Consider the following 23,619-nt stretch of genomic DNA (forward strand, 5'->3'; position numbering starts at 1 on the left):
AACCTATGGCGTAGTCGGCCATCCCGATGCACTCCCCAAAACACGAGATGAGACGTGTACCAGACAGTGAAAGGCTGGTCGGAGGTATTGAAATGGCAGCTTCATTTGGTTCAACACGCTCATCACGTTTGCCGGAGAAAACCGACAACGGTTCCGCAAACTCCGTGTTAGCGTCGGCTGACGGGTCTGGCAGGCTCTTGCCCGCCATCTGCGAGATCGGCTTCTTTTCTCTGTTTATCAACGCTCTGATGTTGGTCCTGCCGATCTACATGCTGCAGGTCTATGACCGTGTTCTGCCGTCTTCCAGCCGTGAGACTCTGATTTTTCTGTCTGTCATGGCAATCACTGGTCTTGCCTTGATGGCCTGTCTTGATGTCGTGCGAAGCATCTATGCTGTTCGATTTGCAAATCGGCTCGACATCTCCAACACGCACACTGCTTTTCAATCCGTTATAGCATCGCCCCGAGCGCCACTGGGGGATATCCAAGCACTGCGTGACCTTTCTGCCGTGCGCGGTTTTCTAAGTTCTCGGGCCGCATTTGCGCTGTTTGATCTGCCTTACGTGCCCTTGTTCATCCTTCTACTGTGGTTTGTTCACCCGGTGCTTTTTGCGCTCACGGCCACTGGCGCGTTGTTGCTCGCCGGCCTAGCGCTCACCAACCAACTTGTTGCGGCCAAGCGAATTCAGCGCAGCACGGAAGGGGATCTTACTGCCCTGGCGGCCGTACAGTCTTTTGTTCGCAACGCTGAGACCGTGCGCTCGATGGGCATGATCAAGAATGCGATGGAGGCCTTCGGTCAGAAACATGTTGTGTCCCTGGCTCACGCCGATCGCGTTTCACAGTTGAACGCGATGTTCTCAGGCGTGTCACGGTTCCTTCGTGTCTCGCTTCAGATTGCGATCCTCGGTTTGGGTGCACACCTTGTGTTGCGCGGTGAAATGACTGCGGGAATGATCTTTGCCTCGTCGATCATCTCAGCGCGCGCACTGCAACCGGTCGATCAATTGATTGGTGGCTGGCGCCAATATGCCGACGCCTACAACGCATGGCGAAGGTTCCGTCAAGCGAGCTCCAAAATCCCGACATCGCAACACATGGTCGAGCTGCCTGAACCAAGCGGATGTTTGCGCCTTGAGAATGTCAGCTATGCACCAGACCCCACCAAAGGGGCTGCCGCTGCTGTTCTCAAGCGGATCACATTCGATGTTGCCGAAGGCGGAAGCGTTGCGGTCATTGGAGCAAGCGGAGCGGGCAAGTCGACTTTGGCTCGATTGATTGTTGGAGCGATGGCGCCCACCATGGGCAGCGTTCGCCTTGACGGAGCCGACCTAGCTCACTGGCCTTCGGACACGCTGGGGCGTCACTTGGGCTATCTTCCCCAAGACTTGGAGTTGCTGCCTGGGACAGTTGCCCAAAACATAGCCCGCTTCTGCCCGGATGCCTCAGATGCTTCCATCGTAGAGGCAGCTCAGCGGGCGCAGGTTCACGCTCTGATTCAGAACTTGCCGGATGGATACAACACGGTGATCGGACCGGGTTCGCGTCTGCTGTCTGGGGGGCACCGTCAACGTATCGGACTGGCTCGTGCCTTCTTTGGCAATCCATGCCTGTTGGTTCTCGACGAACCGAATGCGCATCTGGATGATTCCGGCGATGAGGCGTTGGCTCGCGCACTGGATGAGGCTCGCCGTTCAGGAACGACTGTTCTTATCGTGACACAACGCAAGTCGATCGTCCGACAGGTTGAGCACCTGCTTGTGCTCAAAGATGGATGCATTGACGACTTTGGGCCACGCGACCAAGTCCTCAGTCGCCAGGCGCAACGATCTTTGCCCGATGGCGTTGCTGTTCCACTACGGCAAATCAAGCCCGGAGAACGCTCACATCAAAGATCAGTACGGCAAGATCTGCGCGCCTCGAAAAGCGGCGTGACAACGCAGACAGCCACAACAAGAGGAGCGGTGGCAGCACCGGGCAAGATCTGATGAGCAAGAAAACTTCTCCACAATCGCACCCTTGGAGTGAGGGACTGCACACCGGAACGCGCACGATCTCTCTGCTTGGTTATGGCATGATCGCCCTGTTTCTTGGCGGGTTTGGCGTCTGGTCCGTGACTGTGCCTCTTGCAAGTGCCGTCATCGCGCCTGGCGTGGTGCAGGCCGCAGGCAGCAACGTTGAGATCCAGCATCTTGAAGGCGGTCTTATTGACGTCATGCATGTGGCCGAGGGAGATGCTGTTCTTGCTGGAACGCCGCTGCTGACGCTGGACGGTACTGCCGCTCGTGCAAGACTGAACTCCCATATCAATCAGTGGGTTGGGCTTTTGGCCCGTCGGGCGCGCCTGATGGCACACCGTGATCGCCGCAGCGATGTTGTCTTTGATGATGAGCTTCAAACCCAGGCGGAAAACCATGGTTTGGTCCATCTGTTGGAGGAGCAGCGCGACGAGTTTGACGCTGAACTGTCAATCCATGAAACCGACAGGGCCATTTTGGAGCAACGGGTTGCTGCTATCCAACAAAGCTTGGTTGGCTATGAAAGCCAGTTGGAGGCGCTATCGGCTCAAAGAGACCTGATTGCCGACGAGGCAGAACGTAAGCATGGCCTATTAACCCAGGGTCTGGCGACTCGCGGTGAATACACGGCACTGATGCGCACATTGGCTGAGTTGGTGGGGGAGATCGGCTCGCTCAACGCGTCGATCGAACGAGCCCGCCTGGGCATTGTCGAGGCGCAAGAAGAACTTGTCCGTCCGGAAATAGATCGCCTGACCCAGGTTACAGCCGAACTTAGCGATCTGAGCATCGAGCAAGCGCGTCTGGAAGAGCATATCATCGCCGAGCAACATCGGATCGAGCGTTTGATTGTCACCGCGCCGGTCGATGGTGTTGTTTTGCATCTTCCTCACGCCATGGAAGGGAATGTCATCGGTGCCGAAGCCATCGTGGCCGAGCTGCTGCCGACGGGATCAGACCTTGTAGTCGAGACGCGGCTGAATCCGGGCGATATCGACGTTGTCCGCGAAGGACAGGAGGCGCAATTGCGGCTGGTCGCACTCAATATGCGCGCAACGCCGCACATCACAGCTCGGATTGACTATGTTTCTGCTGATCGATTGCGTGACGATGTCACCGGGCAGGAGTATTTTGCTGCCCGTATGGCCATTGCAGGTGCGCTGCCTTCCGAAATTGATGTCAGCCGGATCTATCCCGGCATGCCCACCGAAGTTGTCATCCCGGTCGAGAGCCGCACTTTGCTAGAGTATCTGTTCAAACCGATTACCGACTCCATGCAACGCGCCTTCAGGGAGACCTAAGCACTCACAATGCTCTCACGCCTCGGAATGGCGGGGGTGGCGCCGTGTCCTGTCACAGTGATGGCAGCGACGCGGACAGCTCGTCGGGCGGCTTCGATGGGGTCATTGGTTTCAAGCAGATAAGCCAGAAACGCACCGGCAAAGCTGTCGCCCGCCCCTGAACTGTCGACAGCTTTGACCGTCGGCGCTTCTATTGAGACCTGTTTGCTCGCCGTCCTCACGATCACGCCTCGTTCAGCGCGTTTGAGCACGATGATCTCCGCGTCGTGCTGCGCAAAATAATCGAGGATCGCATCAATAGTGTCGCTGCCGAGGAGGAGCTTGGCCTCGTCTTCGGATGGCAGGACGATATCGGCAAACGGCAGAAAATCGTCAATGCACCCTCGGGCTTCTTCAAGAGGCCAAAGCTTTAGCCTCAGATTCAGGTCGTAGGACACGAGCGTTCCATTGGCCTTCGCTATCTCTGCTGCGACGCGAACGGCGCGCCGCATTGTGCAACCAATGGCTTGGCTGACCCCTGTGACATGCAGGGCTTGAGCCTTGGCAATCATGTCGTGTTGCAAAGCGTCAGCGCCGTAGCTGCTGGCGGCCGATCCCCGGCGCACATAGGTGAAGTTTCTATCCGATGGATCGGGATCGATGAAACACAAGCCAGTGCTGTGTTCCGGTGACACTCTCAGCATCGATGTATCAATGCCTTCGGTTGCGCAGAACGCCTTGATGTGTTGGCCAAAGGGGTCGTCACCGACCGCTGAGATCAGCCCGGTGCTGGCTCCTTGCCGCGCAGCCGCAACGAGAGCGTTGAGCACATCACCACCCACATCACTGGTATAGGTTGCGGGACCGTGAGTGACACCATCGCGGCGGATCATCTCGATCAATGGCTCGCCGATTGCAAGGATATCGATCTGTTTCATTGCTCCGACTTAGATGCTGACCGTTGGATCTTGTCCAGCGTCTTCAATGCGGTGGTGACCATCAGTGGCCAAGACCACTGAAAAAGGTCATGGTCCTGCGATTGAATCCAATTCTGAACTTAGGGAATGACCCGCGCATGAAGAATCCAAAGAACCTGTTTAAGTCCGCGATCAGCGCAGGTCAGCACCAACTTGGTATCTGGAACACAGTCGGCGGCAACACCGTTTCTGAACTCTTGGGTGGCGCCGGCTTTGATTGGGTGCTTGTGGACTGCGAACACTCAGCCATCGAAACAGTGGAGGTGCAAACCTGTCTTCAAGCGATTGCTGGGACGCCAGGGGTTTCTGCTGCGGTGAGAGCTGCTGGACATGATTCTGTTCTTATCAAGCGTTTGCTCGATATGGGTGCGCAAACGCTCATGCTACCCTTTGTGGAGTCCGCCGCTGAAGCGGAAGCGGCGGTTCATGCTATGCGTTACGGCCCCCGTGGCGTTCGCGGTATGGCCGGTATGACCCGCGCGACGCGTTACGGTAGGGTAGACGACTATTTCACCAAGGCTGAAGAAGAACTCTGTCTGATTGTGCAGGTGGAGTCAGTTGCCGGGTTTGAGGCCCTTGAGGAGATTGCTGCTGTCGATGGCGTCGATGCGGTCTTCTTTGGGCCAGCGGATTTGAGCGCAAGCATGGGCAACCCGGGGCAGTTCGACCATCCAGAGGTGGTTGAGACCATCAAAGCGGGCTTTGCTCGGTTGGCGGCTGTCGGAAAGCCTGGCGGGGTCATGGCCTTGGAGCCAGCCACGGCAAAGAGCTACATGACCATGGGTTCGCTCTTCACAGCGGTAGGCGTTGACCTTGTCCTCTTGGCAAATGCAGTGGCTGGCCTGCGTAGCGAATTCGACGCCGGATAACGGGCTGCAAAAACCTATCAATCTGCGCGTAATTGTGGGTGCTTACCCGCCGTATCCAAAAACACGTGGCAGGAATAGGACCAGGTCTGGGAAGAGTATCATCACCAAGAGGCCAATGAGCAGTACGCCGAGGAACAGCCAAACCTCGCGGATGATATCGCGCAATGGGATTCCAGTTACCGCGTTGATGACGAAAAGGAGGATTCCATAAGGTGGTGTGATCAGCCCGATCATGGAGTTGACCACCACGAGAACGCCGAAATGGACAAGGTCGATGCCCAGCGCATTGCAGGCCGGAATAAAAAGCGGAACGATCACCAGGATGATCGTTGTCGCATCCAAGACGCAGCCGAGCAGCAGGACCAGGATGTTGACCAGCAAAAGAAACAGCAGGGGATGCATGTCGATGCCGGTCAGAAAGTCCGACATCATGCCGGGGATGTTCTCTGAAACCACGATGAAGTTGAGGATGAGGGCCCCACCGATCACCACACCGACAGCAGCGGACGAGCGGGCGCTTTCGACAAAGATTTGGTAGAGGCTCTTCACGCTCAAAGCGCGGTAAAAGAAGCCAGCCAGGATCAGCGCATAAAGAGCTGCAACCGCGGCTGCCTCTGTGGGTGTCGTGACGCCCCCATAGATACCGTAGAGCAAAATGACGGGCATCAGCAGCGCCGGAAACGCTTTGCCGGTTATCGCAGGAAGCTCGCGCACGGGAACAGGCTCTTCGAGCGCGAAATTGCGTCGGCGCGCTATGATCGCATTCATCATCATCAAAAGCCCGCCCATTAGGAACCCGGGCACAATGCCTGCAAGGAACAGGGAGCCGATGGATGCGTTGGACACCAAAGCATAAAGAACCATCGGAATGGATGGCGGAATGATCGGCCCTATGGTGGCCGACGCGGCCGTGATGGCGGCAGCGTATCCGCCGGAATAGCGGCCCTCCTTGGTCATCATCTGGATGATGATCTTGCCAATGCCCGCTGCATCGGCGACGGCCGAGCCGGACATGCCGGAGAAGATCAGGGACGCAACCACATTGACGTGCCCAAGCCCGCCGCGAAACCGTCCAACAATGGCGATACAAAAATTGAGCAAGCGTTCTGAGATCGTGCCGGCGTTCATGATGTTCGCCGCGACGATGAACAGCGGCACGGCAAGCAAGACGAAGCTGCCATAAAGGCCTTGCAGGATCTTCTCGCCCGTCAACGCCAGGTCCATGCCACCACTTGCCAAATAGACCAGCGAGGCAAGCATGATCGCGTAACCGATCGGCGTGCCGATACCAGCCAGGCCAAACAACACGATCAGGCAAAGAGCAAGTTCAAGGCTCATTGCGCTTCAGCCTTTGCGGGCAGAAGGCAAACACAGGTCGACGTCATCGTTCAGGTGGTCCGTTGCGCAGGACATCAATGAAACGCCATGCGTAGCGCGCGGCAACGACAAGCATGAAGACCGCGTAGATGGAGAAGATGGTGCGCAGCGGGATCTTGTCGCCCGAGAACGGCTCGCGGACCGTTGATGTGCGCCGAATTTTCAGGAAATCGATGTAGTCCCACGTCGGCAGGAACGCCCACAGCATGCCCACTGTGATTGAGGCTGCCGCCACCAAGGCGAGCACCTGACGGACACGTGCCGGGGCAGCCAGGTAGAAGATATCAAAGGTGACGTGATCTTTTTCCCGAACCAAAAAGGCACAGCCAAAGAAAACGATCCAAACCCATAGGATCAGGCAAAACTCAAGGGTCCAGCCGAACGGGGTTTGCAAAACGTAACGAGAAAAGATCTGCAATAGGAATGTGACAAACATCGCCGCCAGAAGACCGGCGGCGATGAACTCTGTGACATGAATGGCCCAGCGTGAGGCCCGCTTCAACATGGGCAAACTGGCCCTGGAGAAGCTCTAGTTGCCCAGTGCGTTGATGCGCTCCAGAACGCCTTCGGGCCAGCTCTCGGCGAACTCGCTACCGACATACTGCGCCTGCACGTGCGTGCGGAACGCTTCCAGGTCTGGGGTGTAAATCTCTACGCCTTCACTGCGAATGCGATCAGCCAAGCTGTTTTCAAGATCAAGCTGACGCAAACGACCGACAGAGGCTGCGGCATCTGCGGCGCGCTGGACGGTGATCTGCTGTTCGGGTGTGAGGCTGTTCCACGTCTCCAGCGAGAATGCGATGTAGTTGAGGTCCACCAAGTGTGATGTCAGCGCGATCTGGTTGGTTACTTCATAGAACTTTGCGTCGACAACCGTTGGCAACGGGTTGTCCTGGCCGTCCACGGCACCGGTCGAGAGAGCGGTGTAAACTTCGGTGAAGGCCATTGGCGTTGGTGATGCCCCAAGGGCCGAGCCGAGGAATTGCCACGCATCCGTACCAGGCATGCGCAAGTTCACACCGGCCAGATCAGCCGGTGTTTGCACATCCAGTTCATCACGCGTTTGACGCAGGTTCACGTGACGGCGACCCAGATACATAACCGACAGGAGCTTGACGCCGAGCTCTTCCTCGACGGTTTGCTTGAACGGGTCCATCAGAGCGTCGTTGAACACCCGGACTTGGTGCGCAGCATCTTGGTGCACATAGCCAGTGGCGAAAATGGAGAACTCGGGGAAGAACTGGGCCAGCTCTTGGGCCGAGGCGATAGACATTGTCAGATTGCCACGGCTGATGGCTTCAAGCTCAGTGCCTTGAGCGAAGAGGGTCGCGTTGTAACCGGGCTGATAGTCGGCGAACTCGGCTACCATGGGAGCAAAGACCTCCGCCATGGCGACAGAGCGTTGATCTGTCTCAGAACCGGCCGTTGCCAATGTGAAAGTCATGCGATCTTGGGCGAAGGCCGAAACCGCGCCACCGGCCACAACAGATGCTGCCACCGCGACGGACAAAGCCGCGCGGCGTGTGATCATGAAGCTCATATTTTCCTCCCAGAGGTATTTTTTGTTTGTTTACCTGTCGAACTTTGCGCGACTTTCGCTTTGACGCAACAGGCTTGGGCAAGGATCAGACAAATTTCTGTTGTCTTTTCAGATGCTCTCAAGCTCTACGACGTCCTTGGTCGAAACCGCCATCTGAATAGCCTCGACCACCTGCAGGCTTCGCAGGCCCTCGCGAGCGGAGACGAGAGGTGCAGCCTCACCGGCTATGACGCTGGCAAAATGATCGATTTGATTGACCAGCGGATCGGTTGGCGCGTGCGACAGCTGCTGGACTTCCATCGGCGACCACCAGTGTCGCTCTGCTTTGCCATTTGTCCACACCCGCAGATCGGGTAGCGATAGCGATCCGTGCGACCCGCCAATGGTGTAGCAACTCTGGGACGTCACCGGGTAGGCGGGGTTTTCCTTCGCCGTAAGCTCCCAGCTCCAGGGAGCGACGATGCTATCAGACACCGACAGCGTGCCGATGGCACCGTTCTCGAATTCGAGAAGAGCGCTGGCAAGGTCTTCGTTCTCGTAGCCGCGCAGCGCTGGGCTTGCGACCGCACGGACTGTGCGAATCTCTCCGCATAAGTAGCGCAGCAGGTCGATATCGTGGACCAGATTGACGGCTATCGGACCAGCACCGGGCTTCTTTCGCCATTCCGCCTCATCGAAGTAGCTGTCAGGTTTGTAGAGCCAGCACTGCGCATGAACCGCGCGTACTGTTCCGATATGCCCTGCGCCGAGCGTCGCCTTAGCAGCGTGGATCAACGGGTTGTGCCGCCGATGGTGGCCCACCAACACTGGCACACCTGTTTGCTCAGAACGCTGGACCAATTGTATCGCATCTATCGCACGGGCTGCGATCGGTTTTTCGACAAGGACCGGTACGCCTTTCTCCAGGCAAAGAAGGCCTTGCTCGACATGCAGATTGTTGGGCGTTGCCAAAATAACACCATCTGCGGCGCCTTCATCAAAGAGCGTAGCCAGATCGCAATAGACAGGAACACCGAGTGCGGCGGCGTCCGCTCGGGATGCTGGATTGGGGTCAATGATGGCAGAAAGGGTGCCGTCGCTGCTTTGGTTGATCGCTTCGGCATGACGGCGACCAACCAAACCAAATCCGGCGATGGCGATTGTCTTGGGTTTTGGCATGGGTCGTTTTTGAAAGTGTGTGCCGGGAACGTCGGTAGGTCATTTTGTGCTGAACGCCGCAACCCGTGCCAACCCAAAGAGCTGTCAGGGCATTTTTCTTGTGATTGAGCAAGGGGCCTGGTGCTTGTTTCGCGGTTTCACCAAGCGATTGGCTATGGCGGAGAGACAGGGATTCGAACCCTGGGTACGCAAAGCGCACAACGGTTTTCGAGACCGCCCCGTTCGACCACTCCGGCATCTCTCCGCATTGCTCTGACGGGTGGTCTCGCCAAAGCGGCGCTACCCATAGACAAAAGCCAGCGCAAAAGGCAAGCACGCAATAGCCTGATATGCTTGACAATGCGCTCCGATTTGCGCTTATAGCCCTCGAAATCAAAGCGTGGGCCAGTTCCCGCGCCTTTTTTCGTCTTGAGACAGGCCTCCCCCCATTTGGCTGGTCTTAAGATTCCACCCAAGACTGACAAGAAGCTTTGGGCTGGTTCGCATGACTTTGCGAACGGGACTCAACAGCACTGAACACGAAGGAAAAGACGATGTTCGCAGTCATCAAAACGGGCGGCAAACAGTACAAAGTTGCCGCTGATGACGTTATTCAAATTGAGAAACTTGGCCAGGATGCTGATAGCCAAGTGGTTTTCAACAAGGTGCTGATGGTCGGCAATGATGCCGATGTGACCGTCGGTGCGCCGCTGGTTGAGGGCGCAAGCGTCGTTGGTGAGTTGGTAGAGAACAAGCGCGGTAAGAAGATCATCATCTTCAAGAAACGCCGCCGCCAGAACTCCCGCCGCAAAAACGGCCATCGCCAAGAGTATTCGGTGGTGAAGATCACCGACATTCTGACCGGTGGCGCGAAGCCGAAGGCGGCCAAAAAAGCGGCGCCGAAAAAGGCTGAAGCCAAAAAAGCTGATGAGGCGCCTACCAAGGCAGCAGAGACCAAACCGGCTGCTGAGAAGAAGCCTGCCGCGAAAAAAGCTGCACCGAAGAAAGAAGCACCTGCCGCTTCGACCGGTGATTTGCCAGAGGGTGCGCTGTTCGCCGCTCCTGAAGGTCCAGCGGATGATCTGAAAAAGATCTCCGGCGTTGGTCCCGTGCTTGAGAAAAAACTGAACGCGCTGGGCATCACCACCTTTGCGCAGGTTGCAGCTTTCACACCGGAAGACATCGCCAAGGTTGATGATGCGCTGTCCTTCAAAGGCCGCATTGAACGTGATAATTGGCTGGAACAGGCCGCTGAATTCGCCAAAGGCGAATAAGAGGAGATTTGATCCATGGCACATAAGAAAGCAGGCGGTTCATCCCGCAACGGTCGCGATACAGCTGGTCGCCGTCTTGGCGTGAAAAAGTTCGGTGGCGAAGTTGTTGTTGCTGGCAACATCGTCATCCGTCAGCGCGGTACCAAATGGCATCCAGGTGAAAACATGGGTATGGGCAAGGACCATACCTTGTTTGCATTGACCGATGGCACGGTGTCGTTCGCCAAGAAGCGTGACGGCAACACCTATGTTTCCGTGCTCCCGTTGGCTGAAGCTGCCGAATAGGCTGCCTCGAAACGGGTGCGGCCTCCCCTTGAGGATGCCGCAAGCAGGTTCAAAGGGAGGCGCAAGCCTCCCTTTTTCTTTGCGCTCAGTCTCCGTCGCAAGCGATAACCGCTTAGAGCGAAGCGCGCCAAACACGTGATCTTCCGTTATAGGTCTTCACCATGTCTGCTCGCTCCAACCCTGATGTTCAACTGCGGCGCTATCAGCTGGATGATGCTGATCGGCTGGCCTTGCTTTTGAACGACCCGGATGTGACCGCGATGACGTCGTCGGTTCCCTTCCCCTATGCGCGCTCGGACGCTGAAGCCTTTCTGTCCGATGTGCGCAATGAATCTGGCCGCAAAGTCAGCCGTGCCATTACGCTGGATGACGTGCTTGTCGGCGGCGTTGGGCTTGGCCCGCGCCCTGGCGGAGCGGAAGAGATTGGCTATTGGGTTGGCAAACCCCATTGGGGCAAGGGCATTGCGAGCGCCGCCGTTGGCGCGTTTGTCGCGTTGCTTGATGATCTGGGGGTGACCGGTTCCATCAATGCGCAAACAGTGGCCGGCAATGAGGCGTCCCAGCGCGTGCTGATCAAGAACGGTTTCGTTTACGTTGGTGACGGCGAATGCATCACCCCTGCGCGCGATACGGCCAAGAAGCCGTCCAAACGCTATGTTCTCGAGCGCTAAACAATGCCCCTGAAACTCATCTTTGGCCTGCAAAGGGCTGATTGCTGCGCTTGCCGGTGCTCACATACCTTGATGTATGCTCCGCGCCGGTTCTCGCGCTCCGCCCTTTTCGGCACAAATCTGACATTCACGGGCACTGTTTCGATATGAAGTTTCTTGATCAAGCCAAAATCTATGTCAAAGCCGGTGACGGCGGGGCGGGCTGCGTGTCGTTTCGCCGTGAGAAGTACATTGAGTATGGCGGCCCCAATGGCGGTGATGGTGGGCGCGGCGGTGATGTGTGGGCCGAATGCGTTGCCGGTCTCAACACGCTGATTGACTATCGCTATCAGCAGCATTTCAAAGCCAAAAAGGGCATGCACGGCATGGGCCGTGATCGTAACGGTGCCAAGGGCGATGATGTGGTGCTACGCGTTCCCGCGGGTACGCAGATCATCCATGCTGAAACCGATGAAGCGCTGGCTGACATGACCGAAATTGGCGAGCGTGTCTTGCTCTTCAAGGGTGGCAATGGAGGCTTTGGCAACGCGCATTTCAAGTCGTCCACCAATCAGGCGCCGCGCAATGCCAACCCGGGCTTAGAGGGTGAAGAGGCTTGGCTCTGGCTGAAGTTGAAACTGATCGCCGATGCCGGGCTGATCGGTCAGCCCAATGCGGGTAAGTCAACCTTTCTGGCGGCCACCAGCGCCGCCAAGCCAAAAATCGCCGACTATCCTTTCACGACACTGCACCCCAATCTTGGCGTGGCGGGCGTGGATGAGCGCGAGTTTGTGCTGGCTGATATTCCAGGGCTCATAGAAGGGGCATCGGAAGGCATTGGGTTGGGGGATCGTTTTCTCTCCCATGTGGAGCGCTGCAAGGTGCTTTTACATCTGGTCGATGGCACGCAAGAGGATGTGGCTGAGGCCTACACGGTGATCCGTGGTGAGCTGGACGCCTATGGCCACGGCCTGGAGGACAAGCCGGAACTGGTGGCGCTGTCGAAAGCTGATGCGATCACCGAAGAGGAGCGAGCGGAGAAGCTGGCCGCTCTTGGTAAAGCATGCGGTCAACGGCCCATGTTGGTCTCAGCGGCAAGCCGCGAAGGCGTGCCACAGGTGCTGCGGGCAGTGATGCGGATGATCGATGGCGATCAGGCAGGGGAGCCTGACTATCCCACCCAGGAGGATGCGCCGTGGAGACCTTAAACGGAACCGCGCGCTTTCTTCCACTTTCGCGGCACAAGCGCATCGTCATCAAGATTGGCTCCTCGCTGCTGGTGGATGCTGAAACGGGTGTTTTGAAAGAGGCATGGCTTGCCTCCTTGGCCGATGATTTGGCAGCGCTTGCGCGACGAGGCGCGGAGATTGTGCTCGTCTCGTCCGGGTCCATCGCTATGGGCCGCGTGATGCTTGGCATGCAGGCGCGCCCGGAAAGACTTGAAGATGCGCAAGCCTCCGCTGCCGTCGGTCAAATTGCGCTCGGCCGGGCGTATGCAGAGGCGCTTGGGCAGCGCGACCTGGTGGCAGGGCAGGTGCTGCTGACGCTGGGGGATACCGAAGCAAGGCGGCGCTATCTGAACGCCCGCGCGACCATCAACACGCTCCTTGCGCGTCGTGCCATTCCGGTGGTCAACGAGAATGACACGGTGGCGACCACAGAAATTCGCTATGGCGACAATGATCGGCTGGCGGCGCGCGTGGCGTCCATGATTGGCGCGGACGTGTTGGTGCTGCTCAGCGATATTGACGGGCTCTACACCGCGCCGCCGAACACGAACCCGGATGCGCAGCACATTCCTTTGGTGGAGGCACTGACGCCGCAGATCGAGGCTATGGCTGGCGGTGAGGGTTCTAACCTCTCGCGCGGCGGCATGAAGACCAAGGTGGATGCCGCCAAGATGGCTGTTGGCGCCGGGGCTGCGATGGTGATTGCCTCAGGCAAGGTGATGAACCCGCTGAAGGCTATTGATGACAGTGCGAACGACACGCGTGTCCGGTGCACCTGGTTCGCCCCCGATGGAAACCCCGCAACGGCCCGCAAGCGATGGATCGCTGGATCGCTCGACCCGCATGGCGATCTGATGATCGATGAGGGGGCGGCTCGGGCTTTGGCGCAGGGCAAGTCGCTGCTGCCAGCGGGCATTCGCTCGGTGTCGGGCGCATTCGAGCGCGGGGACGCAGTACGCATCGTGACGCTTGAGGGCTCTGAGGTTGCGCGTGGCCTGGTCGCCTATGATAGCGCTGATGCGCAAAAGATCGCGGGACGTAAGAGCGCTGATATCGAAGCGATTTTGGGCTATGCCGGGCGCAACGCTATGGTGCATAGGGATGATCTCGCCCTGACAGGGCGAAACACCGCTGGAGCGGTCGGTTACGCGTCAGCGAAGACCGGAGCGACAACGGACGAAGAGAAAGTTTGAGTTATGGCACTACTGGATAGCGATGCGACGGTCGATGTCGCCGACTTGATGCAAGACATGGGTGACCGGGCGCGTGCTGCCGCACGGGCGATTGCGCTTGCCTCAACCGAGACCAAGAACGCCGCCCTGGCAGCCATTGCTGCTGGTATTCGTGCTCGCACTGATGAAGTGCTGGCCGCCAATGCGCGGGATTTGGCCGGGATGCGCCAGCGCGATGTGACAGTGGCCTATCAAGAGCGTGCGACGTTGAACGAGACCCGTGTCGAAGCGATTGCCCAGGCTGTTGAAGCCATTGCCGCTCTGCCGGACCCTGTTGGTGATGAAATGGCGGCGTGGGAGCGGCCCAACGGCCTCAAAATTTCGCGGGTGCGCACGCCGCTGGGTGTCATTGGCATCATCTTTGAATCGCGCCCCAATGTGACGGTGGATGCCGCGGCGCTGGCGATGAAGTCGGGCAACGCCTCTATTCTGCGTGGTGGGTCGGATACGATTGAAACCAACCAGGCGCTTTACGGTGCGATTGCCGAAGGTTTGGAGAGTGTGGGTCTGCCCGCCGATGTCGTGCAGCTGGTACCGATCACGGATCGTGCTGCCGTTGGAGCGTTGCTGACGGGGCTCAATGGCACGGTGGATGTGATCGTGCCGCGCGGTGGCAAGTCGCTGGTGGGCCGGGTGCAGGCTGAGGCGCGTGTGCCTGTGTTCTCGCATTTGGAAGGCATTTGCCACATCTATGTCGACAAGGCTGCCGATATGCAGATGGCATTGGATGTCACGGTGAACGCCAAAATGCGCCGCACCTCCATCTGTGGGGCTGCTGAGACGCTGCTGATTGATCGTGCGGCGGCGGAACAGTTCACCACACCCTTGGTTCAAGCGTTGCAGGACGCAGGCTGCGAAGTGCGCGGCGATGAGGTTGTTCGCGGTCTTGCCGAGGGTGTGAAGCCAGCCTCAGAGGAGGATTGGTCAACCGAGTATGGCGATGCGATCATCACGGTTGGCGTCGTCGATGGCGTCGATGGCGCGCTCGATCACATTGCAACTTACGGCTCCTCGCACACCGAAAGCATCCTCACCGAGGATGAGGCGGTTGCGACCAAATTCTTGACCGAGTGCGATTCAGCCATCGTCATGCACAACGCATCGACGCAGTTTGCTGATGGCGGTGAGTTCGGCATGGGTGCAGAGATTGGTATCGCTACGGGCCGCATGCATGCGCGCGGACCAGTGGGTTTGGAGCAGCTGACAAGCTTTCACTATGTGGTGCGCGGCACAGGGCAAGTGCGCCCGAAATGATGCGACTGATCTAACGTGAATCCCATGTTTCCACCTCAGCGGGTGCGGCTGCCCCATGTCGCGCCCGGCCAGTCGGTTGGGCTCTATGGTGGCTCGTTCGATCCGATCCATGATGGGCATGTGCTGGTCGCGGAGCGGGCGCTGAAGGTGCTTAAGCTCGACTGGGTGTGGTGGCTGGTGACGCCTGGCAACCCGCTGAAGACCCATGATCCTGCCCATTCATTGCAGGCGCGCATGGCGGCAGTGCGCGGCGAAGCACGTCACCCGCGACGCAAAGTGCTTGGCATCGAAGAGCAGCTGGATGTCCGTTTTACCGCCGACACCGTGGCGATGCTGACAACCATGCGTCCCGATGTACGGTTTGTTTGGCTGATGGGCGCGGACAATCTGGCGGGGTTTCATCGCTGGAACCAATGGCGCTCAATTGCTGATCGTGTGCCCATTGCGGTGATCGACAGGCCGGGGTCGCGCCATGCCTCGCTGTCGGCGCCAGCAGCACGGGCGATGGCAGGGAGGCGGCTCGATGGTGAGGATGCCGCGCAGCTCTCCCACCTTGCTCCACCGGTTTGGACATTCATTCGCGGCCCACTTTCGCCGCTTTCTTCCAGTGCTATCCGGGCGGCCAATGGGATGCAAAAACCCTCACCGTCTTGAAACGTTTAGAAATCCCCTCCACATTGTGAGTCGTGCGGTGTTCGGTTCGCCCGCACAAGGTATGCAGGTTCGGCCTGTTCTGACCGGCTGACCTGTGGTTCCTTCTCCCAGAGCCATTGTGAAAGGACTTTTGCCGGTTTGACTCCGCAAAACACTGCCGTTGATCCCCAAGCGACGGCGTCGCTTGCCACCCGTGCGAACGCATCGGGCGCGAGCATCCTCTCTACTGTCCAGTCTGTCTTGGAAGACTCCAAGGCCGAGGACATCATCACCATCGATCTTGACGGAAAATCCGCGCTTGCCGACACGATGATCATCGCGTCCGGGCGTTCGCACCGCCATGTCTCGGCCGTTGCCGACCATGTGCAGCGGGCACTCAAAGAGGCTGGTCATGGATCACCGCGCGTTGAAGGTCTGCCCCATGCCGATTGGGTGCTGATCGACACCGGCGATGTAATCTTGCATCTTTTCCGTCCTGAAGTGCGCAGCTTCTACAATATGGAGAAGCTGTGGGACGACAGCTTCGCCGAGACCTTAGGGTCCGACACGCCCAACGCTTAAGCGGCGTTAGGGTTCACGATGGTGCGTTTGCTGGCTGTGGGCCGCATGAAGGCGGGTCCAGAGCGGGAGCTGTTTGAGCGCTATTGGACGCGCGCCACACCGATGGCCAAGCAGCTTGGGTTCGGTGCGCGAGACGTGGTTGAGCTGCGCGAGAGTCAGCAGAGCTCTGCCGATGCGCGTAAGGCTGATGAGGCCGCGCAGTTGCTCGCCAAGCTGCCCGATGGTGCTGCGCTGATCGCTCTGGATGAGCGCGGCAAGCCGATCACCACGCAGCAGTTTTCCTCAAAGCTTGAAAGTTTCAAAGATACCGGCAAGCCGGTGGCCTTGATCATCGGTGGACCAGATGGGCTGGATGGCAGTGTGCGCCAGCGCGCCGATCTTGTGATCAGCTTCGGTGCTATGACCATGCCCCACCAATTGGTGCGTGTGCTCGCTGCTGAACAGCTTTACCGCGCCATGACGGTGCTCAGCGGGCATCCCTATCATCGCGTCTAAGCGTTGAAAGACGTGGTTAACGAAAGGTTTAGCGGCGCGGGCTTACGGTTGCCATCTGACAACGCTATCTGAACCTCTATGCTCGCATCTCGCCTCCTTCTTGCCAGCCTGCTTGTGATCGCAGCGCCCTTTTGGGCGAGTGCGCAAGATCGGCTGCAACCAGGAGAGCCGGACACCGACGGTCTAGATCGCTTTGTGCTGCGTGGCTTGGAGCAGCCTGTTGAGGCGGGCGGCGAGGATCTTGCCCAGCAAGAGCTGGAGCAAGAGCGTGATGTGGCCGCTGATGCGCTGGAGCGGTTACGCGCTGATCTTAATGCCGCCGAGGCCCGCCAGGAGATGCTGGCAGAGGAACTTGCCGATATTGACGCCGATGTGGAGGAGCTGACCCAGCTTTTGATCCGCACCACCGATCAGGCCGAAACGATCACCGCGCGCATCGATGTGCAGCGCCAGCGCATTGGCGTGTTGGATGAAAACGCCCAAGCGCTCGAAGTGTCTTTGCAAGCGCAGCGCGAGCGCATCGCTGTGCTGCTGTCTGCCATGGTGCGGGTTGGCCGCGCGCCACCACCGGCGCTGTTCGTTTCGCCCAATGATGCGCTGCGTTCGGTACGCTCTGCCATTCTTCTTGGCGTTGCATTCCCGGAACTTGCCGCCGAATCACGGGTGCTCGCTGATGATCTGGCAGCGCTTGATGATGCCCGCACGCAGCTTGATGAAGCACTTGATTTGCTGCTCGCTGATGCCGAAGCACTGGCGCAAGAAGAAGAACGCATCGAGCTGGTGCTCTTTGAGCGATCACGTCTGCGTGAGGAGAATCAGAGCGTTTTGGAGCGCGAACGCGAGCGCGCGGCGCTGCTGGCAGGCGAGGCAACAAGCTTAGAAGCCCTGCTCAACGATCTGGAAAGTGAGCTCGACAGCGTGCGCCAAGCCATGGCGGATGCCCAGCGGGCGCAGGAAGAAGGCCCGCCTGAGGCAGATGATCGTGAGGCGTTGGCCAGCCTGCGTGACACAGGCCGCATGACGCCAGCTTTTGCCTTTGGTAGCGCTCAGGGCATGATCCGTTCCCCTGTTCGCGGGCAAGAAATCCTAGGCTTTGGTGACCAAGATCGATTTGGCGAAACCAGCCAAGGGCTCCATATAGCAACGCGAGCGGATGCTCGCGTTATCGCACCGGCCGACGGTTGGGTGCTCTATGCCGGGCCGTTTCGTGCCTATGGCCAGGTGGTTATCCTGGATATGGGCGATGGCTTCCGCATGATTTTGGCGGGTATGAGCCGCATTAATGTCGCATTGGGACAGTTTGTCTTGATGGGAGAACCGATCGCAACCATGGGTGAACGCGGCTCTGTCGTGTTGGCCGATGGGTCAACTCAAACGCCGCAACCTGTGTTGTTTGTTGAGTTGCGCGAGGATGGACGTTCTATCAATTCTTCGTCATGGTGGGCGGATAGCGATGGGGCAACGCAACGGGACAGTCAAAGGACTGACGGATGATGAAGAAGATACCGGTTTTCGTGCTGGGCTTGGCACTGGGGGTCGCTGTGACCTTCGGGGTAACCCACTATCGGCTTGGGCCGATTGGTGCGCAGGCACAGGCCGGAGCCGAAACGTTCAACCAACTCAAACTGTTTGGCGATGTCTTTGAGCGCGTGCTCAACGACTATGTTGAGCCGCAGGATGAATCTGAGCTGATCGAGAATGCTCTCAACGGCATGCTCACCTCGCTTGATCCGCACTCTGCCTATCTGGGGCCGGATGCGTTTGAAGAGATCCAAGAGCAAACCACTGGCGAGTTTGGTGGTCTTGGTATTCAGGTGACGATGGAAGAGGGCTTTGTGAAGGTTGTCTCTCCCATTGACGACACGCCTGCCGCGCGCGCTGGCATCTTGGCCAATGACTTGATTATCAGCCTGGATGGTGAAGACGTGCAGGACTTGGATCTCAGCCAAGCTGTGGAGCGCATGCGCGGTGTGGTTGGGACACCCATCACGATCACGATCCGCCGTGAAGGCGCCGAAGACTTTGACGTCACCTTGCAGCGCGACACCATTCGCATTGCCTCGGTGCGCAGCCGTCTGGAAGGCGATATTGGTTATTTGCGTGTCACCCAGTTCTCCGGCCAAACTGGCGATGGCTTGGAGCGCGAAATCTTGGCGGTCAATGAAGAGGCTGAAGAGGCTGGTGTTGAGATTTCAGGCTATGTGCTTGATCTGCGCAACAACCCCGGCGGTCTGGTCAACCAGGCGTTGGAAATTTCCGATGCTTTCTTGGATCGCGGAGAGATCGTTTCCATCCGTGGACGCACCGAAGCCGACACCCGTCGCTACAATGCGCGCTCTGGCGATCTGATTGGTGGTCTGCCGGTTGTGGTTCTGATCAATGGCGGTTCGGCCTCGGCCTCTGAGATCGTGGCCGGTGCCCTGCAGGATCATCGCCGGGCAACGCTGGTGGGCTCGCTGTCTTTCGGCAAAGGCTCGGTGCAAACCGTGATCCCAATGTCGGCAACCAGCGCAGTGCGTTTGACGACCGCCCGCTACTACACGCCGGCCGGTCGCTCGATCCAAGCACGTGGTATCGACCCCGATATTGAGGTGCTGCAGGAGAACCTTCCTGAAGAACTTCAAGGTCTTGATATGCCAGGCGGCGAAGCTTCGCTGGACGGTCATCTGTCGAACGAAGATGAGGTGGAGCGGTCTGGGTCTTCGGTCTATGTGCCGCAAGATGCAGAGCTGGATACGCAGCTTCAGTATGCGCTGAGCTTGCTGCGCGGTGAGGAAGTCCATGCGGCCTTCCCACCAGACCCGGATGCGCCGCTGCCGAACTAAGGCGCGCCAAAGACCTTATCAAGGGCTTTAAGCTCTTGGTTAACTGAACCTTAAAGCCCTCGCACTAGACATGGTGCGAGGGTTTTTTGTTGGCTCTGTTCTGTTGGGTGCTTTGCTCTGGCAACGCGCACATAGAACGAGCATTGGTAACTACCGTTGGGTTTGGGTGCGCGTATCGATGGCGACCGATGTTGAAGGTGATCTGCACAAACCGTTGATGCCGCCTACGCGCCTCGGCGATGTATGGCGCGCGTGGCAGCCCAAGCTGGCTATCGCCTTGCATTGGTTCACCCGTGTCGGTGGCGGTTTGCTTGGTCTGGTGGTGCTGTTGCTGGCCGGTTGGATTTTCTTCATCGATGATCCACTGGGCGGTGAGCCGCGCACGCAAAGTGCGGTAGAGACCGCAGGCAGCCCCAATGCGCCCGGCAATGCTGCCGGTAACCCCAGTTTGATCATATCCAGCGGTAACGACAATCTGGCCCAGCCGCTGCCGCCTCCACCAGAGCTTGCCCCTGGTGAACCGCGCGTGCTGCGTGTGCCATCGCCCGATGGCGCTGATCCCAGCACGCCTGGTGGTGCCGCGCCGTCTGCGGGCAATTCATCAGCCAGCGCCCCTCGGTTTGATGGCCGTGGCGGTTTGCCCTCTGTGGCCAATCCTGGCCTGGTGGAACGTTTTGACGATCACAGCTTTATGCCAATCCTTGGCAATCACGGTGAGCGGGCGCTGGACGCCTATGCTCGGCCGCTGGAAGCGGGCACTATTGTGCCCGGTCAGCCGCGCATCGCGTTGATTGTTGGTGGCCTTGGGCTGTCACAGACATCCACCCATGAGGTGCTCAACAGCCTGCCTGCGGCGACCACCTTGTCGTTTGCGCCTTATGGCAGTTCTTTATCGCGCTGGGCGAGCCGTGCCCGGCAGGATGGGCACGAGTATCTGATCGAGGTTCCCATGGAGCCGTTCGATTACCCCAACAATGATCCAGGCCCGCACACCTTGCAGGTGGGTTTGACGGAGCAGGCCAATCTTGAACGGCTGCACTGGGCGCTCTCACGCTTGCCCACGCCGATCGGGTTCATGAACTATATGGGCGGACGTTTTGCCTCTGAAGAAGGCGATCTTGCACCGATCATTGCCGATGCTGTTGGTCGCGGTTTGATGGTCGTCGATGATGGTCGCTCCGCTCGTAGCCGAATGAGCCATGTGGCGTCTCCTGATGCGCCGGTCTTACGGGCCGATGTGGTGATCGATGCGCGGGCTGACCAACAGTCGATCAACAATCGATTGGCACAGCTGGAGAGCATTGCCCGTGAACGCGGGTCGGCGGTGGGTGTCGCAACAGCGTTGCCTTTGACCATTACCTCGCTGGAAGAGTGGACTGCGAGCCTTGCCGCAAAGGGCATTGCGCTTGTACCGGTATCGAGCATCGTTCGTTTTTAGGACCTTCCATGAGCAAAAAACGCCCTGACTTGTCGCCTGAGCAAAAGGCGGCGTTGCCCTATCGTCCGTGTGTGGGGGTGATTGTCGTCAACAGCCAAGGTTTGGTGTGGGCCGGGCGTCGGTTGCCGAACGAGGAATACACCGGCGACGCGCGACTTTGGCAGTTCCCCCAAGGCGGGATTGATGAGGGTGAAGACGCTGAAAAAGCGGCCTTGCGTGAGCTTTACGAAGAAACGTCTATCCGCTCGGTTTCGTTGGTCACAGCTATTGATGGTTGGCTCACCTACGATCTGCCCGACCATCTGATCGGCGTGGCTTTGAAAGGCAAGTTTCGCGGCCAGAAACAGCGCTGGTTCGTGCTGCGTTTTGAGGGGTCAGATGGCGAGATTGATGTCGTCCATCCGCCTGAAGGCGAAAAGCCTGAGTTCGATGAATGGGCTTGGGTGCCGATCGAAGAAATGCCGGGCAAAGCGGTGGCGTTCAAAGCCGATTTGTACCGCACATTGATCGATCGGTTGCGCGGCAACGCTGCCATCGCGTTTTCTTAGAATGTGAGCGGACGACAAGCAGACGGTCCGCTCAAAAAAGGAGGACGGTCCGCCGGATGGAGCAGACGGTCTGCCGTTCGTCCGCCCAAACTTCAACTGTCGTCTGGTTAAAGGCGATCAGCGAGTTCGGTCGCGTAGGCTTGTCGCCAGATAGCTTAGATTGCTCGCCCGTTCACCGTAGGGCGCCAAAGTGGCCAACGCATCATTGATGGTGGCGTCGAGTGTCGCTTCGGCCTTCTCTTTGCCAAGGAGGCCCGGCCAGGTGGTCTTGCCAGCATCTTCATCTTTGCCGGTACGCTTGCCCGCTTCATCAGCTGTCGCGGTGATGTCGAGTAGATCATCAGAAATCTGGAAGGCCAGCCCGAGGGACTGGCCGAATTGGGACATCCTTTGCCGCTCTTCTTCCGGCGCCAAGGCCAGGTGCGCTCCCAGGCTGCAGGCCACCTCGATCAGTGCGCCGGTCTTCATGGCTTGCATGGCGGCGAGCGCAAATGTGTCCTTGATTTCCGTCGCTTGGCCAAAACGCCCTTCAGCGGCCAAGTCCAGCATCTGCCCCCCGACCATGCCATCGGCGCCGCAGGCACGGGCCAGATCGCGGATCATCATCGGTGTTTTGGGATGACCGCTGGTGGCCACCAGCTCAAAAGCCAGGGCTTGCAAGGCATCACCGGCCAAAATGGCCGTTGCCTCATCAAAGGCCTTATGCACGGTGGGCTGGCCGCGCCGCAGATCATCATCATCCATGGAGGGCAAATCATCGTGGATAAGCGAATAGGTGTGGATGCACTCCAGCGCCATCGCGACTTGCGGTGTGCCAGGGGGAAGCTGGGTCTTGGCGTGTGTGCCGGAGGCCAAAAGGTGTGTGGTTTCAAGCACTAAGACCGGTCGCAAGCGCTTGCCGCCGGCCAGCACAGCATGGCGCATGGCACCAACCAGACGTTCAGGAGCCTTGAGATCGGCCAGAAGCTGGTCCATATCGCGCGTGATGCTGGTGGCCAGATCCACCAGATGCGTTTTTGGATCAGACGCTTTGGGGTCTGGCATGGTGCGAGCCGCTTTCTTTCGCTGACGAAAAACAAGGTTGGGCGTAGCCAATGGGGCCGTCAGAAACAAGGGCTACCGGACGTGCCAAAAGGGCCAAGGCCGCCGCAAAACGACGCTGGCGTCTGCCATCGCTTCGGGGCTTTGCAAAACGCGCCATCATTCTGTTTGCGGCGCTTTTTGTCGGGCTCCCGGTTTTTCTCACCCTGGCTTACACGGTGATCCCCCCGGTTTCCACGTTGATGCTGCGCGACCTCGTTCTGCTGCGCGGCTATGATCGCGATTGGGTCACGTTGGACGATGTTGCCGCGGTGCTGGAGAATTCCATCATCGCCTCGGAAGACCAGACCTTTTGTTCGCATAATGGTGTAGCGTGGCGTGATCTGCGCGATCAATTCGACCGCTGGCGGGCTGGTGAAGAGGCGCGCGGTGCTTCGACCCTTTCCATGCAGGTGGCCCGCAACCTCTTCCTTTGGCAGGGTCGCTCGGCGTTTCGCAAAGGGCTGGAAGTGCCCCTCGCGGTGCTGATCGATACGGTCTGGTCAAAGCGGCGGATGATGGAGGTTTACATCAATGTGGCTGAGCTTGGGCCACAGCTCTATGGGTTTGAAGCGGCCGCGCAGCGCGCATTTGGAAGCTCGACCAGGGATGTTTCGCGTCGTCAGGCAGCGCTTTTGGTGGCAACATTGCCCCTGCCATCGCAGCGCGACCCGGCCAATCCAACCAGCCGTCAATTGTCGTTGGCGGATGTGATTTCTTCGCGGGCCCAGCGTATGGGCGGTTATATTGAGTGTTTGGCACTGCCGGAAGCGTAAAACCGCCCTGAAATCAGTACAATTTCGCCCGCTGGGGCTTTGCAGACCGGTCGATGCTCTGTATAGAGCAGCCTTCCGAATTTGACGGACGATGAGGCACGCGCGCTCTTGAGCCCCTCT

General features: G+C 58.5%; 23 protein-coding genes and 1 tRNA gene. 17 read left to right on the forward strand and 7 right to left on the reverse strand.

The window, feature by feature from the left end:
- Positions 1 to 92 precede the first annotated feature (92 nt).
- Together ABWH92_RS04660 and ABWH92_RS04665 are read left to right on the forward strand one after the other, a co-directional pair.
- Positions 93 to 1,988: a type I secretion system permease/ATPase gene (locus tag ABWH92_RS04660; RefSeq protein ID WP_375572584.1), complete on the forward strand. Its 1,896-nt coding sequence runs from the start codon at positions 93 to 95 to the stop codon at positions 1,986 to 1,988.
- Positions 1,988 to 3,319: an HlyD family type I secretion periplasmic adaptor subunit gene (locus ABWH92_RS04665; RefSeq protein WP_375572586.1), complete on the forward strand. Its 1,332-nt coding sequence runs from the start codon at positions 1,988 to 1,990 to the stop codon at positions 3,317 to 3,319. The genes ABWH92_RS04660 and ABWH92_RS04665 overlap by 1 nt, the downstream gene beginning before the upstream one ends.
- Here the strand turns inward: ABWH92_RS04665 and ABWH92_RS04670 are convergent.
- Complete coding sequence (locus tag ABWH92_RS04670) at positions 3,316 to 4,236, reverse strand: sugar kinase (protein WP_375572588.1); 921 nt, start codon at positions 4,234 to 4,236, stop codon at positions 3,316 to 3,318. The genes ABWH92_RS04665 and ABWH92_RS04670 overlap by 4 nt on opposite strands.
- 137 nt (positions 4,237 to 4,373) lie before the next feature.
- Between ABWH92_RS04670 and ABWH92_RS04675 the strand changes: the two genes are divergently transcribed.
- Complete coding sequence (locus tag ABWH92_RS04675) at positions 4,374 to 5,144, forward strand: HpcH/HpaI aldolase/citrate lyase family protein (RefSeq protein WP_375572590.1); 771 nt, start codon at positions 4,374 to 4,376, stop codon at positions 5,142 to 5,144.
- A gap of 42 nt (positions 5,145 to 5,186) precedes the next feature.
- Here the strand turns inward: ABWH92_RS04675 and ABWH92_RS04680 are convergent, their stop codons facing one another.
- The 5 genes from ABWH92_RS04680 to ABWH92_RS04700 all read right to left on the reverse strand — a co-directional run bounded on the left by ABWH92_RS04680 (position 5,187) and on the right by ABWH92_RS04700 (position 9,463).
- On the reverse strand, positions 5,187 to 6,482 hold the full coding sequence (locus tag ABWH92_RS04680; RefSeq protein WP_375572592.1) for a TRAP transporter large permease: 1,296 nt from the start codon (positions 6,480 to 6,482) through the stop codon (positions 5,187 to 5,189).
- Between the two features lie 43 nt (positions 6,483 to 6,525).
- Positions 6,526 to 7,026: a TRAP transporter small permease gene (locus ABWH92_RS04685; RefSeq protein ID WP_375572594.1), complete on the reverse strand. Its 501-nt coding sequence runs from the start codon at positions 7,024 to 7,026 to the stop codon at positions 6,526 to 6,528.
- A 24-nt stretch (positions 7,027 to 7,050) separates the two neighbouring features.
- On the reverse strand, positions 7,051 to 8,061 hold the full coding sequence (gene dctP / locus ABWH92_RS04690) for a TRAP transporter substrate-binding protein DctP (protein WP_375572596.1): 1,011 nt from the start codon (positions 8,059 to 8,061) through the stop codon (positions 7,051 to 7,053).
- A gap of 108 nt (positions 8,062 to 8,169) precedes the next feature.
- Positions 8,170 to 9,219: a Gfo/Idh/MocA family protein gene (locus ABWH92_RS04695; RefSeq protein ID WP_375572598.1), complete on the reverse strand. Its 1,050-nt coding sequence runs from the start codon at positions 9,217 to 9,219 to the stop codon at positions 8,170 to 8,172.
- Positions 9,220 to 9,374: 155 nt separating this feature from the next.
- Positions 9,375 to 9,463: transfer RNA gene (locus ABWH92_RS04700), tRNA-Ser, on the reverse strand.
- Positions 9,464 to 9,752: 289 nt separating this feature from the next.
- Between ABWH92_RS04700 and ABWH92_RS04705 the strand changes: the two genes are divergently transcribed.
- The 13 genes from ABWH92_RS04705 to ABWH92_RS04765 all read left to right on the forward strand — a co-directional run bounded on the left by ABWH92_RS04705 (position 9,753) and on the right by ABWH92_RS04765 (position 21,643).
- Positions 9,753 to 10,472 carry a 50S ribosomal protein L21 gene (locus ABWH92_RS04705; protein WP_375572600.1) on the forward strand — a complete coding sequence of 240 codons (720 nt, stop codon included), beginning with the start codon at positions 9,753 to 9,755 and terminating at the stop codon, positions 10,470 to 10,472.
- Between the two features lie 15 nt (positions 10,473 to 10,487).
- Positions 10,488 to 10,757: a 50S ribosomal protein L27 gene (gene rpmA, locus ABWH92_RS04710; protein ID WP_375572602.1), complete on the forward strand. Its 270-nt coding sequence runs from the start codon at positions 10,488 to 10,490 to the stop codon at positions 10,755 to 10,757.
- A gap of 161 nt (positions 10,758 to 10,918) precedes the next feature.
- Positions 10,919 to 11,428 (forward strand): GNAT family N-acetyltransferase, encoded by a 510-nt coding sequence (locus tag ABWH92_RS04715; RefSeq protein ID WP_375572604.1) that lies wholly within the window; start codon positions 10,919 to 10,921, stop codon positions 11,426 to 11,428.
- A gap of 146 nt (positions 11,429 to 11,574) precedes the next feature.
- The gene (gene obgE, locus ABWH92_RS04720; protein ID WP_375572606.1) at positions 11,575 to 12,615 is read left to right on the forward strand and encodes a GTPase ObgE; all 1,041 of its coding nucleotides are present in this window, start codon (positions 11,575 to 11,577) and stop codon (positions 12,613 to 12,615) included.
- Complete coding sequence (gene proB, locus ABWH92_RS04725; protein ID WP_375572608.1) at positions 12,603 to 13,829, forward strand: glutamate 5-kinase; 1,227 nt, start codon at positions 12,603 to 12,605, stop codon at positions 13,827 to 13,829. Before obgE ends, proB begins: the two co-directional genes overlap by 13 nt.
- A 3-nt stretch (positions 13,830 to 13,832) precedes the next feature.
- On the forward strand, positions 13,833 to 15,122 hold the full coding sequence (locus tag ABWH92_RS04730) for a glutamate-5-semialdehyde dehydrogenase (RefSeq protein WP_375572610.1): 1,290 nt from the start codon (positions 13,833 to 13,835) through the stop codon (positions 15,120 to 15,122).
- Between the two features lie 24 nt (positions 15,123 to 15,146).
- On the forward strand, positions 15,147 to 15,776 hold the full coding sequence (locus ABWH92_RS04735; RefSeq protein WP_375572612.1) for a nicotinate-nucleotide adenylyltransferase: 630 nt from the start codon (positions 15,147 to 15,149) through the stop codon (positions 15,774 to 15,776).
- A gap of 138 nt (positions 15,777 to 15,914) precedes the next feature.
- Positions 15,915 to 16,337 (forward strand): ribosome silencing factor, encoded by a 423-nt coding sequence (gene rsfS, locus ABWH92_RS04740; protein WP_375572614.1) that lies wholly within the window; start codon positions 15,915 to 15,917, stop codon positions 16,335 to 16,337.
- An 18-nt stretch (positions 16,338 to 16,355) separates the two neighbouring features.
- Positions 16,356 to 16,832: a 23S rRNA (pseudouridine(1915)-N(3))-methyltransferase RlmH gene (rlmH, locus tag ABWH92_RS04745; protein WP_375572616.1), complete on the forward strand. Its 477-nt coding sequence runs from the start codon at positions 16,356 to 16,358 to the stop codon at positions 16,830 to 16,832.
- A 78-nt stretch (positions 16,833 to 16,910) separates the two neighbouring features.
- A complete protein-coding gene (locus ABWH92_RS04750; protein ID WP_375572618.1) occupies positions 16,911 to 18,326 on the forward strand; it encodes a murein hydrolase activator EnvC family protein in 1,416 nt (471 codons plus the stop codon).
- The gene (locus tag ABWH92_RS04755) at positions 18,323 to 19,657 is read left to right on the forward strand and encodes a S41 family peptidase (RefSeq protein ID WP_375572620.1); all 1,335 of its coding nucleotides are present in this window, start codon (positions 18,323 to 18,325) and stop codon (positions 19,655 to 19,657) included. Before ABWH92_RS04750 ends, ABWH92_RS04755 begins: the two co-directional genes overlap by 4 nt.
- A 178-nt stretch (positions 19,658 to 19,835) precedes the next feature.
- Positions 19,836 to 21,095 (forward strand): divergent polysaccharide deacetylase family protein, encoded by a 1,260-nt coding sequence (locus ABWH92_RS04760; RefSeq protein WP_375572622.1) that lies wholly within the window; start codon positions 19,836 to 19,838, stop codon positions 21,093 to 21,095.
- An 8-nt stretch (positions 21,096 to 21,103) separates the two neighbouring features.
- Entirely contained in the window at positions 21,104 to 21,643 is a 540-nt protein-coding gene (locus tag ABWH92_RS04765) for an RNA pyrophosphohydrolase (protein WP_375572624.1), read from the forward strand.
- 117 nt (positions 21,644 to 21,760) lie between these two features.
- Here ABWH92_RS04765 and ABWH92_RS04770 read toward each other — a convergent pair whose 3' ends face one another.
- Complete coding sequence (locus ABWH92_RS04770) at positions 21,761 to 22,687, reverse strand: polyprenyl synthetase family protein (protein ID WP_375572626.1); 927 nt, start codon at positions 22,685 to 22,687, stop codon at positions 21,761 to 21,763.
- Positions 22,688 to 22,737: 50 nt separating this feature from the next.
- On the opposite strand from ABWH92_RS04770, the gene ABWH92_RS04775 reads away from it, so the two are divergent.
- The gene (locus ABWH92_RS04775; RefSeq protein WP_375572628.1) at positions 22,738 to 23,499 is read left to right on the forward strand and encodes a biosynthetic peptidoglycan transglycosylase; all 762 of its coding nucleotides are present in this window, start codon (positions 22,738 to 22,740) and stop codon (positions 23,497 to 23,499) included.
- Positions 23,500 to 23,619 lie beyond the last annotated feature (120 nt).

Origin of the sequence: Ahrensia marina (assembly GCF_042140245.1) — a bacterium.
Taxonomy (GTDB): Bacteria; Pseudomonadota; Alphaproteobacteria; order Rhizobiales; family MH13; genus MH13.